This is a genomic window from Streptomyces sp. NPDC088194, assembly GCF_040702025.1.
Classification (GTDB): Bacteria; Actinomycetota; Actinomycetes; order Streptomycetales; family Streptomycetaceae; genus Actinacidiphila.
In genome coordinates, this window is sequence record NZ_JBFBIV010000021.1 from 106,080 (window position 1) to 117,785 (window position 11,706).

Below are 11,706 nucleotides of genomic sequence, written 5' to 3' on the forward strand. Positions count from 1 at the left end.
CCCACTCCAAGCGGAGTGGGGCACCTCGGCTACGGCTCGACGAGCCCGCAGGACTTACTTGTTGATCTTGGTGACCTGGCCGGCGCCCACCGTACGACCACCCTCACGGATGGCGAACTTCAGGCCCTCCTCCATGGCGACCGGCTGGATCAGCGAGACCGTCATGGCGGTGTTGTCGCCCGGCATGACCATCTCGGTGCCCTCGGGGAGGGTCACCACGCCGGTCACGTCCGTGGTACGGAAGTAGAACTGCGGGCGGTAGTTGTTGAAGAACGGCGTGTGGCGGCCGCCCTCGTCCTTGGACAGGATGTACGCCTGCGCCTCGAACTCGGTGTGCGGGGTGACCGTGCCCGGCTTGATGATGACCTGGCCGCGCTCGACGTCCTCGCGCTTGATGCCGCGAAGCAGCAGACCGACGTTCTCACCGGCCTGGCCCTCGTCGAGCAGCTTGCGGAACATCTCGATGCCGGTGACCGTGGTGGTGGTCTTCTCGGTCTTGATGCCGATGATGTCCACGGTCTCGTTGACCTTGAGCACACCGCGCTCGATACGACCGGTGACGACGGTGCCACGACCGGTGATCGTGAAGACGTCCTCGATCGGCATCAGGAACGGCTTCTCGACGTCACGCTCGGGGGTGGGGATCGACTCGTCGACGGCCTTCATCAGGCCGAGCAGCTTCTCGCCCCACTCCTTGTCGCCCTCGAGGGCCTTGAGCGCGGAGACGCGCACGACCGGCAGGTCGTCGCCCGGGAACTCGTACTCGGAGAGCAGCTCGCGCACCTCGAGCTCGACGAGCTCCAGGATCTCCTCGTCGTCCACCATGTCGGCCTTGTTCAGGGCCACCACGATGTACGGCACGCCGACCTGGCGGGCCAGCAGCACGTGCTCCTTGGTCTGCGGCATCGGGCCGTCGGTCGCGGCGACCACCAGGATCGCGCCGTCCATCTGCGCGGCACCGGTGATCATGTTCTTGATGTAGTCCGCGTGACCGGGGCAGTCGACGTGCGCGTAGTGACGCGACTCGGTCTGGTACTCGACGTGCGCGATCGAGATGGTGATACCGCGCTGGCGCTCCTCAGGAGCCTTGTCGATCTGGTCGAAGGCCGAAGCCTCGTTGAGTTCCGGGTACGCGTCGTGCAGCACCTTGGTAATCGCCGCGGTAAGCGTGGTCTTACCGTGGTCGATGTGACCGATGGTGCCGATGTTGACGTGCGGCTTAGTCCGCTCGAACTTCGCCTTCGCCACTGGGGTCCTCCTGGGAGTGGATCTGTACGCCTTGGTTCATCGGCGCCAGGTGATCTTTGCTGGAATGCCGACCCGGGGGCGTTTCCGACACATTGTGCCGGAAACACCCCGAAAGCCTGCTGTCAAGCCTAAACGAGGTACCGAGGGGTACTACTCGCCCTTGGCCTTCGCGATGATCTCCTCTGCGACGTTCCGCGGAACCTCGGCGTAGGAGTCGAACTGCATGGAGTAGCTGGCCCGGCCCGAGGTCTTGGACCGCAGGTCACCGACGTAGCCGAACATCTCCGACAGCGGAACCAGGCCCTTGACGACCCGGGCGCTGCTGCGCTCCTCCATGGCCTGGATCTGGCCACGGCGGGAGTTGAGGTCGCCGATGACGTCGCCCATGTAGTCCTCGGGGGTGGTGACCTCGACGGCCATCATCGGTTCGAGAAGCACGGGGCTCGCCTTGCGGGCACCCTCCTTGAACGCCTGCGAACCGGCGATCTTGAACGCCAGCTCGGAGGAGTCGACCTCGTGGTAGCCGCCGTCGAGCAGGGTGACGCGGACGCCCACCATCTCGTAGCCGGCCAGGATGCCGAACTTCATGGCCTCCTGCGCACCCGCGTCCACCGAGGGGATGTACTCGCGGGGGATGCGGCCACCGGTGACCTTGTTGACGAACTCGTAGGTCGCGTCGCCGCCTTCCAGCGGCTCCAGCATGATCTGCACCTTGGCGAACTGACCGGTACCACCGGTCTGCTTCTTGTGGGTGTAGTCGATGCGCTCGACCGTCTTGCGAATGGTCTCGCGATACGCGACCTGCGGCTTGCCGACGTTGGCCTCGACCCGGAACTCGCGCCGCATCCGGTCGACCAGCACCTCGAGGTGCAGTTCGCCCATGCCGCCGATGATGGTCTGGCCGGTCTCCTCGTCCGAGTGGACCTGGAAGGAGGGGTCCTCCTCCGAGAGCCGCTGGATGGCGACACCCAGCTTCTCCTGGTCGCCCTTGGACTTGGGCTCGATCGCGACCTCGATCACCGGCGCCGGGAAGTCCATCGACTCCAGGATCACCGGGTTCTTGTCGTCGCACAGCGTCTCACCGGTGGTGGTCTGCTTCAGACCCATCACGGCGATGATGTCGCCGGCGCCCACCGACTCGATCTCCTCACGCTTGTTCGCGTGCATGCGGTAGATCTTGCCGATGCGCTCCTTCTTGCCCTTGACCGAGTTCAGCACCGCTGTACCCGACACCAGGCGGCCCGAGTAGACCCGGACGAAGGTGAGCTTGCCCAGGTGCGGGTCGCTCATGATCTTGAACGCGAGACCGGAGAACGGCTCGTCGTCCGACGGCTTGCGCTTGATGATCTCGTCGGCGTCACCGACGGCGTGGCCCTCGATGGCCTCGACGTCCAGCGGCGACGGGAGGTAGCGCACGACCGCGTCGAGCAGGGGCTGCACGCCCTTGTTCTTGAACGCGGTGCCGCAGAACACGGGGGTGACGGTGACCGAGTCCGCGCTGCCCTTGGAGGCGAGCGTGATCCGGCGGATGGCCGCCATCAGCTGCTCCTGGGTGGGCTCCTGGCCCTCCAGGTACAGCTCCATCATCTCGTCGTCGTGCTCGGCGACAGCCTCGAGCAGCTTGCCGTGCCACTCCTCGGCCGCCTCGACGTGCGTGTCCGGGATGTCGACGACGTCGTACATCTCGCCCTTGGTCGCTTCGAGCGACCAGACCAGGGCCTTCATCTGGACGAGGTCGACCACGCCCTTGAAGTCGGCCTCCGCGCCGATCGGAAGCTGCATGACCAGCGGCACCGCGCCGAGGCGGTCCACGATCATGTCGACGCAGCGGTGGAACTCCGCGCCGGTGCGGTCGAGCTTGTTGACGAAGCAGATGCGGGGCACGCCGTAACGGTCGGCCTGACGCCAGACCGTCTCGGACTGCGGCTCCACACCGGCGACACCGTCGAACACGGTCACGGCGCCGTCGAGGACGCGCAGCGAACGCTCCACCTCGACGGTGAAGTCGACGTGGCCGGGGGTGTCGATGATGTTGATGGTGTGGTCGACATCGTCGAGCGGCCAGTGACAGGTCGTCGCGGCCGACGTGATGGTGATGCCGCGCTCCTGCTCCTGCTCCATCCAGTCCATGGTGGCAGCGCCGTCGTGGACTTCACCGATCTTGTAGGAGACACCGGTGTAGAACAGAATCCGCTCGGTGGTCGTCGTCTTGCCCGCGTCGATGTGGGCCATGATCCCGATGTTGCGGACCTTGGCCAGGTCAAGCGAAGTGGTGGCCATGTGGCTCAGTCTTCTCTCGGTTTCGATGGGGGTGGTGACTACCAGCGGTAGTGCGCGAAGGCCTTGTTGGACTCGGCCATCTTGTGCGTGTCCTCGCGGCGCTTCACGGAGGCGCCGAGGCCATTGCTGGCGTCGAGGATCTCGTTCATCAGTCGCTCGGTCATGGTCTTCTCGCGACGGGCGCGGGAGTACCCGACCATCCAGCGCAGCGCCAGCGTGTTCTGGCGGCCCGGACGGACCTCGACCGGCACCTGGTAGGTCGCGCCGCCGACGCGGCGGGACTTGACCTCAAGGGTCGGCTTGATGTTCTCCAGAGCGCGCTTGAGCGTGATGACCGGGTCGGCGCCGGCCTTCTCGCGCACGCCCTCGAGAGCGCCGTACACGATGCGCTCGGCGGTGGAGCGCTTCCCGTGCAGGAGGATCTTGTTGACCAGCGAGGTCACCAGCGGGGAGCCGTAAACCGGGTCGATGATGACCGGGCGCTTCGGGGCGGGGCCCTTACGAGGCATGCTTACTTCTCCTTCTTGGCGCCGTAGCGGCTGCGGGCCTGCTTGCGGTTCTTCACGCCCTGCGTGTCGAGCGAACCGCGGATGATCTTGTAGCGAACACCCGGCAGGTCCTTCACACGGCCGCCGCGCACGAGCACGATGGAGTGCTCCTGAAGGTTGTGGCCCTCGCCCGGGATGTAGGCAGTGACCTCGATACCGCTGGTCAGACGGACACGCGCGACCTTACGGAGAGCCGAGTTCGGCTTCTTCGGGGTGGTCGTGTACACACGCGTGCAGACGCCGCGGCGCTGGGGCGAACCCTTCAGCGCGGGCGTCTTGTTCTTCTCGACCTTGTCCTGCCGGCCCTTTCGGACCAGCTGCTGGATCGTAGGCACCGTTTCTCCGGTTTCTGTGTGCCGATCTCGATAAAACTAACCTGGGGACCGACCCACGCGGTCGGGTGTGTCGCGGACCCCGCACGTATCCGAAGGAACGGAAAGTGCGTTTGGTCGGGCGCCGCGGCCTCGGTGTCCTCGTCCGGTCACATGGCACGCACAAGGACCCGGGCACACCCCAGGCACAAGATGAGAGCGTACCTACCGCATCGGCTACGGTCAAAACAAATGCACCTCACCCCTTGACCCTGGTGGAGGCGGCTTCCACCGGCCGCCCGCCGACGCCGTTCCGCTCCCCGGGGCCGCGCGCTGCGCTAGGGTGCTGCGGCCTCGTACCGCCGCGATTCGGGGGAGCTTCGCTCATGACTGTCACCGGTGACGCCGGCCGAAGCACCTCTCCCGGCTGGGCGGAGCAGCCCAGCACGCTGGACGACCGGATTCCCTTCCTGGCCCGCCTGGAGCAGGACGACCGCGTCGCGCTGCTGGCCCTCGGCCGCCCGCTCGTCTACCCCGCGCGATCGACCCTCGTCCACCAGGACGAGCCGGCCGCCCATGTGCTGCTGGTGCTCACCGGCTGGACCAAGGTCACGCGCTCCGCGGTCAACGGATACCAGGCGCTGCTCGCCCTCCGCGGCCCCGGCGACATCGTGGGCGAGGCGTCCGCGGTCAGCGGGCGGCCACGCTCGGCGACCGTGACCGCGCTGGAGGAGGTCAACGCGGTCACCGTCGAACGCGACCGGTTCCTGGCCCAGTTGGCCGCCTCACCCGCCATCGCCCTGAAGCTCCTGGGCCTCACCGCCGACCGCACCCGGGCCAGCGACCGCCGGCGGGTGGAGTTCGGCGCCCTCGGGGTACGGGAGCGGCTGGCCATACTGCTGCTGGAACTGGCCCGCACCCACGGCACGCAGGTACCGGAAGGGCTGCGGCTGACCACCGGCCTGAGCCAGCACGATCTGGCGGGTTCGGTGGGGGCCTCCCGCGAGGCCGTCGCGCGGCTGCTCAAGGACCTGCGCCAGCGCGGCATCGTCCGCACCAGCCGCCGCAGTCTGATCATCGTCCGGCCGGAACAACTGCGCCGGATCGGCCGCGGCGAGTAGTCGGCCGCGGCGAGTAGTCGGTCTCGGCGAGTAGTCGGTCTCGGCGAGCAGCGGACGGCGGCTGCCACAGGCCGGAGCCCCGTTGTGTGCACTCGGTCACAGATCGTCTGTGTCGGCGTCCCTCCCGACTGTCAGTGCGGTGCGGGAGAGTCGGCACGCACAGTCGAGTTCGTGAGAGGCGGCCATGACCGAACCCGTGAACCGCACCATCCTGCTCTTCGACATCGAGCGCTTCAGCCGGCGGGACGACATGGAGCAGGCGTTCCTGCGGCGCGGCCTCGACAGCGTCGTGGCGGACAGCCTCGCCGCGGCCGGGGTGGAGCGCACCCAGCAGTACCGCGAGGACCGCGGCGACGGGCTGATCATCCTGATCAGCGGCGACGTCTCGAAGGCCCGGCTGCTGCGCGCGCTGCTGAAGGAGACACCCGACGCGCTTCGCGCCTACAACCGCTTCGCCGCCAGCAGCACCCAGATGCGGCTGCGCATCGTGCTGGCCTCCGGCGAGGTGGCGCACGATCCGCAGGGCAGCACGGTCGGCGGTCTCGTCGGCCACGACCTCAACCAGGCGTGCCGGCTGCTCGACGCCGACGTCCTGCGGGAGGCACTACGGCAGCGGGAGACGGCCGACTGCGTGCTGTGCGTCTCGGCGCCGGTCTACGAGGGGGTGGTCCGGCACGGCCATCGGGGCCTGGCCAAGGAGGAGTTCCATCGCGTCGCCGTGGCGGTGAAGGACGACCGGCTGAACGCCTGGCTGTACGGACCGGTGCCCGGCGGGCACGGCGGCGACCGCGACGCCGCCGGTGTGGGGAGGGAGCGCTCGGGGGCGCGGGGGGAGCCGGCGCTGCCGGAGGAACGGGTGAGCCCGGGGGAACGGGCGGAACCGGGGGAACAGGCGCAGCCACAGCCCCGGCGGCGCCCCCAGGCCGCTGACGTCGGCGTCCATTTCACCTTCGACGGCGGCTCCCAGACCTTCGGCGGCGGCCAGGTCGCGGGTGACCAGATCGGCGTGAGCGGTGGCCAGGTCACCGGCGACGTGATCATGGGCAGCGTCCACCGGGACTCCGGCGGCGAGCGCCGATGAGCGAGCCGCACGCCAAGGATCGGCCGGACCCACCGGAAGAGCCGCAGCCGGAAGAGCCGCCGGTTGACGAGCAGGAGGCCGGCGAGGACCAGCCCGCCGAGGAGGACGACCGCCCGCAGGACCCCTGGGTCGCCCGCCGCGAGCTGTACTTGCACGCCCCGACCGCGTTCGGCGGCGGACTCACCGCCGGCGACCAGATCGGGATGACCGGCGGCCGGCTGCACGGCGACCTGATCATGGGCAGCAAGGTCGAGAACCACTTCCGCCTCGGCTCCTCCACCCACACCTCCGGCGAGCTCCCGCCGTCCGAACTGGCCGAACTGGCCGAGGTGTTCGTCGCCGACACCGAACACGTCGACGCCGCCCTGGCCCGGTTGCGCGACGATCGCGTGCTCGTGCTGTCCGGCGCCCCCTACACCGGCCGCCGCAGCGCCGCGCTCATGCTGCTGCACACGCTGGGCGCGGCTCCCGTCCGCGCGCTCGACCCGAAGACCCGGCCCACGGCGCTCAAGGACGAACTGGGCGCGGGTGCCCGCGGATACCTGCTGTGCGACCTGACCACCGACCGGGACCATCCGCTGCGGGACATCGATCTGCTCGGTGTCCGGGAGGAGTTGGTGAAGGAGGACGCCTATCTCGTGGTCACGATCGGCCTGGCGGCTTCGCTGTCCGGGGTCCGGCCGATGCCCTGGCAGCCGCCCGCTCCGGATGCCGTCCTGCGAGCCCACCTGGCTCGGCGTGTCGGCGACGCGCAGCGCGAGCGGATGCTGCTCGCGCTGGAGCCCGCCCAGGACTTCGTCGCCCACGGCCACCACCAGCTTCGGGAGGCCGCCAGGTTCGCGGAGGCACTGGCGGCCTACGCCCGCGGCGAGTTGACCGAGCAGACACTGGGCTCCTTCCAGGCCGCTGCCGTGACCGACCAGGTGCAGGAGTGGTTCGGGGACGAGGAGACCCCGCTGCGCGACAAGGCGTTCCTGATCGCGCTCGCCGCCTTCGACGAGGCCCCCTATGCCCTGGCCGCAGAGCTGAGCGACGAGCTGCACGCGGCTCTCCAGCGGACCGAACACCCCGGTGTCCGGCCGCTGATCCCGGTCTTCGGCACCTCCATCACCAAGCGGTTGCGCCTGGCCCGCGCGCGCGGCTACGAAGAGATGGAGCACACCGAGTGGGGCCCGGTCAGCCAGTACAAGGCCCGCTTCGAGGAGCCGCTGGCCGCGATCGTGCTCCTGCGCGAGGTGTGGACCAGCTACCCGTCCGCCCGGCCCGCCCTGATCCACTGGCTGCGCCGGCTCGCGGACGACGGCCGTCCACTGGTCCGTACCCGCGCCGCGGTGACCGCGGCGGTGCTGACCTACGCCGACCTGCCCTCGGCGATGGCGCTCCTCGTGCACGGCTGGGCCGGTGCCAGGCGGTACCGCTTCTGCCTCGTCGCGGCCAACACCCTCGCCCTCGCCCACAGCCTGGGCGCCCCCAACGTGCCCAGCATCCTGCGGGCCTGGTGCGACCGGGAGCAGCCCGACGAGCGGCTGCGGTGGACGGCGATCCGCGCGTACGCGCTCGTGGGTGCGGAGATGCCCGAAGAGGCGCTGGAAGCGCTCGCGGACGCGGCCCGGGCCGAGGGCGACGACGAGGAGGCCGAGCAGATCGCCGAGTCGATCGCCCTGCTGCTCACCGCGCCGGCGGCCGACACCCGCAGCCGGGTGCTCTCCGAACTGGCCGAACTGGTCCACGACAAGCCACCGGTACGCCGGGTCACGCTTCGTGCGTTCGTCCTCGCCTGCGAGCACACCGACGACCTGCTCCTCCTGCGCTGGCACGCCGAAGCGGCGGCGTCGGGCGGCACGGCGGACGACCGGCACCTCTCGGCGCTGTGGCGCGCCGCCCTCGGCGACCTGTCGTACACCGGCGACGCGTTGCAGGCGCTTCGCCGCTGGGTCCATCAGGCCGACACCGACCCGACAGTGGAGTCCGCGCTGCTGGGCCTGCTCCCGGCGATCGCGGTGACCGCCGACGACCGCAAGCGCCTCAGTCACCTGCTGCGCACGCTGCCGGCACCGCACGGCGGGCAACCGCCGCAGGTGGCGGGCAGGCTGCTCGCCGCCCTGTAGCACGGCAGCGCACGGCACGACGGCACGACGGCACGACGGCACCGGCGAACGACGACGAAGACCGCGCACGGCACGCCGACCCCCGCGACATCCCGACACCTCGCCACCCGCGACGACAAGGAGCGACGAACCATGGCGGACTTCCGCCGCCCCCCGGACTGGGACCAGGGCGCCGACCGACACAGCGATCTGTCCGACCCGGTCCTGGTGGTGCGCCAACTCGCCCGATTCGAGTACCGCAAGCTCTACAGCCGGATCGACAACGCCCTGGTGTTCACCACCGGCAAGGGCGGCTACGACGTCTTCATGCCACCGCACCGGCCGACCCGCTCGGAGATGGCCACCAAGCGGTACTCCGCCGTGTACGAGGTGGACGTGGGCATCCACCGCTGCGCGTCCTCGCTGCGCCTGCCGAGCGACAACGACGCCTTCCACTTCACCGCGGAACTGGAGCTGAGCTGGCAGGTCGTCCGGCCCGACCTCTTCGTCGCCAGCGGCGAGCGCCACGTGCCGACGCTGCTGGAACGGCGCTTCGAAGAACTCGCCCGCCCGCACACCCGGGCACTGCCGATCGACCGCTCCTCAGCCGCCGAACAGGCCGTGCGGCGCGCCGTCGAGACGGCCGGGCCGCTGGGCGGCGATGCCGGGCTGCGGGTGGACTGGATGCTGCGCCTGCACGTGGACGACGACGCGCTGGCACACCAGCGCGAGCTTCGCCAGACGCGCTACGCGGACGAGAAGCTCAGCGCCTCGCACGCGCTCGCGATGCGCGAGGACCGGCTCCAGGCGGAACGCACGACGGCTCAGGCCGAGCAGGAACACGAGCTGGCGATGCTCAAGGGGCGCGGGGAGATCGAACGCCAGAGCCTGGAAGCGGAGAAGATCGAGTTCTACCAGTACTACCTCCAGCAGGAGGGCGTGCGGTCCTGGGCGTTCCACCTCGCCCAGCACCCGGAGGACTCCCGGCTGGTGATGGAGAGCCTGCGCCAGGACCAGCTCGCCCTCATCCAGAGCCAGGTGAACGTCGCCCTGGACGTGCTCAAGAGCGCCGGCCTGGAGGAGTACCAGCGTGAGGACATGAACAAGCACGCCGCCCAGATCATCGAAGAGGTGCTCACCCGCAATCTGCCGGGCGCCACCAAGGCCCCGCCGCCCATGCCCGGCGTGCTGCCGTGGACCCGACCCCACGACGCACCACCGCCCAGCGGGCCCCATGGGTCCAGCGAGCCGAGTGGACCCAGCGGCCCGAACGAGCCGGAAACGGGCGAGTCGTGAGCAGCGCCACCGCGGGCCAACGATTACTCGCCGAGCTGCGCTCCGAGATCTCCCACGCCGACAACAAGGCATCGGTCCTGCTCGGTGCGCTGAGCATGACCGCGGGCCTGGTCGGCGCGCTGCTGGCGGCCCACGGCTGGACGCCGACCCGGCTGGCGACCGCGGACCAGTTCCTGTGGTGGTCCGGTATCGCGTCGCTCGCCGGCTGCCTGCTGGCCCTGCTGCTGGCGATCACACCCCGCTACGGCAGCGACCTGTGGGCCCCGGGCCGCCCGCTGACCTACTTCGACGACATCCGGCGGGCGGTCGCCCAGGACGTGCTGCCGCGCGCGCTGGCGGACACCGACGCCGCCGCGGACGCGGGCCTGATCGACGCCCTCTCCGCCACCAGCCGCATCGTCGGCACCAAGCACACCTGGATACGTGTGGGGCTGATCGCCTATGCCGCGGGCGCGGTGCTGCTGCCCAGCGCCCTGCTCCTCGGCTGACCGACACCCGCGACGCCCGATCGGAAGGCACATCGCATGACCACCCCGTCCGCCACCGACGACGACCCGCCCGACAGCCGCGGTCCATCCATGCCGCCGCGCTACCCCACGGGCGCCCGGCCATCGCCGCCTCCCTACCCCGGCGGCCTGCCACCACGGCCCTCCACGGCCACCACCACGGCCGCGCCACCCCCCGGACCCGTCGTTCCACCGTTTCCGCGGCAGCAGCAACCGTGGACGGCCGGTGCCGCGCCGGGGCGGGTGCACCTCACCAGGCGGCAGCGCGGGGCGGACGCCACCGCGCTGGGCCAGCTCCTCCTCCACCTGCCGAGCTTCCTGGTGAGCCTGATCCTCGTCGCCGGCATCGCGCACGCGGTCCTCCCCCGCGCGGACTGGGTGATCGTGGCCGCCTGGCTGGCCTCAGGGGCCCTGGTCTTCCACCCGCCGACCGAGAGCTTCATCGCCCGCCACCTGCTGGGACTGCGCTATCCGACCCCGTCGGAGTGGCACCGGCTGGAGCCGCAGTGGCGCAAGGTGGCCGCGCTGGCCGGCGTCGAGGGCCGCGCGTACCACCTGTGGGTCGAGGACCGCGACGACCTCAACGCCCTCTCGGCGGCGGGCCACATCGTGGGCGTCACCCGCTTCTCCCTCACCCTGCCCGACGGCCAGCTCGCGGCCGTGCTGGCCCACGAGCTCAGCCACCACACCGGCGGTCACGCCTGGTCGTCGCTGCTCGGCCAGTGGTACGCGACGCCGGGCCGGCTGGCCTGGGCCGCGGTCCGCGCGGTGGCGCGCTTCTTCCGGCGGGTCAACGGCTGCCTGACGTTCCTGCTGCTGATCATGGCGGCCGGGTTCGTGGTGGCGCTCGCCGTGTCGTACTGGTTCGTCGTGCTCCCGCTGCTGGTGGCCCCGTACCTGCTGGCGGCCGTCGGCCGCCGCGCCGAGCTGCGCGCCGACCAGCACGCGGCAGCGCTGGGTTTCGGGCCGATGCTCGCGGAGGTCCTCCAGACCATGCAGTCGCAGAGCCGTCGGGACCCCCGCACCGCAACCCTCGCCCTGCCGGCACACGGCGCGACGGCCGCGACCACGGAAGGCGGTCTGCTCACCAGGCTGCTGTCCTCGCACCCCGACTACCACACCCGGCTGCACCACCTGCGGCCCTACCTGGAGCCCGCCCGCTGATCGGCGCCGGGGCGCCGCGCGAGGGGGGGGGGCGGCCCGCGTCAGGGGACCGCTGGACGGGGCC

General features: G+C 70.3%; 10 protein-coding genes. 6 read left to right on the forward strand and 4 right to left on the reverse strand.

Annotated elements, in window-relative coordinates; genetic code table 11:
• Positions 1 to 54: 54 nt before the first annotated feature.
• The 4 genes from tuf to rpsL form a co-directional block, all read right to left on the reverse strand.
• Positions 55 to 1,248: an elongation factor Tu gene (gene tuf / locus AB0399_RS14365; protein ID WP_329365806.1), complete on the reverse strand. Its 1,194-nt coding sequence runs from the start codon at positions 1,246 to 1,248 to the stop codon at positions 55 to 57.
• Positions 1,249 to 1,398: 150 nt separating this feature from the next.
• Positions 1,399 to 3,528, reverse strand: coding sequence for an elongation factor G (fusA, locus tag AB0399_RS14370; protein ID WP_329365808.1), 2,130 nt, complete (start codon positions 3,526 to 3,528; stop codon positions 1,399 to 1,401).
• A 38-nt stretch (positions 3,529 to 3,566) separates the two neighbouring features.
• The gene (rpsG, locus tag AB0399_RS14375) at positions 3,567 to 4,037 is read right to left on the reverse strand and encodes a 30S ribosomal protein S7 (protein ID WP_073492360.1); all 471 of its coding nucleotides are present in this window, start codon (positions 4,035 to 4,037) and stop codon (positions 3,567 to 3,569) included.
• A gap of 2 nt (positions 4,038 to 4,039) precedes the next feature.
• Positions 4,040 to 4,411 (reverse strand): 30S ribosomal protein S12, encoded by a 372-nt coding sequence (gene rpsL, locus AB0399_RS14380; protein ID WP_014144289.1) that lies wholly within the window; start codon positions 4,409 to 4,411, stop codon positions 4,040 to 4,042.
• A 362-nt stretch (positions 4,412 to 4,773) separates the two neighbouring features.
• Between rpsL and AB0399_RS14385 the strand changes: the two genes are divergently transcribed.
• From AB0399_RS14385 to AB0399_RS14410, 6 genes are all read left to right on the forward strand, one after another.
• Positions 4,774 to 5,508, forward strand: a complete 735-nt coding sequence (locus AB0399_RS14385) for a Crp/Fnr family transcriptional regulator (protein ID WP_366411463.1) — start codon at positions 4,774 to 4,776, stop codon at positions 5,506 to 5,508.
• Positions 5,509 to 5,692: 184 nt separating this feature from the next.
• A complete protein-coding gene (locus AB0399_RS14390) occupies positions 5,693 to 6,589 on the forward strand; it encodes a hypothetical protein (RefSeq protein WP_366411464.1) in 897 nt (298 codons plus the stop codon).
• The gene (locus AB0399_RS14395) at positions 6,586 to 8,697 is read left to right on the forward strand and encodes a hypothetical protein (protein ID WP_366411465.1); all 2,112 of its coding nucleotides are present in this window, start codon (positions 6,586 to 6,588) and stop codon (positions 8,695 to 8,697) included. Before AB0399_RS14390 ends, AB0399_RS14395 begins: the two co-directional genes overlap by 4 nt.
• A gap of 132 nt (positions 8,698 to 8,829) precedes the next feature.
• Positions 8,830 to 9,972 (forward strand): PE-PGRS family protein, encoded by a 1,143-nt coding sequence (locus tag AB0399_RS14400; RefSeq protein WP_366411466.1) that lies wholly within the window; start codon positions 8,830 to 8,832, stop codon positions 9,970 to 9,972.
• The gene (locus AB0399_RS14405) at positions 9,969 to 10,460 is read left to right on the forward strand and encodes a Pycsar system effector family protein (RefSeq protein WP_329365816.1); all 492 of its coding nucleotides are present in this window, start codon (positions 9,969 to 9,971) and stop codon (positions 10,458 to 10,460) included. The genes AB0399_RS14400 and AB0399_RS14405 overlap by 4 nt, the downstream gene beginning before the upstream one ends.
• A gap of 36 nt (positions 10,461 to 10,496) precedes the next feature.
• Positions 10,497 to 11,642 (forward strand): M48 family metalloprotease, encoded by a 1,146-nt coding sequence (locus tag AB0399_RS14410; RefSeq protein ID WP_329365818.1) that lies wholly within the window; start codon positions 10,497 to 10,499, stop codon positions 11,640 to 11,642.
• Positions 11,643 to 11,706 lie beyond the last annotated feature (64 nt).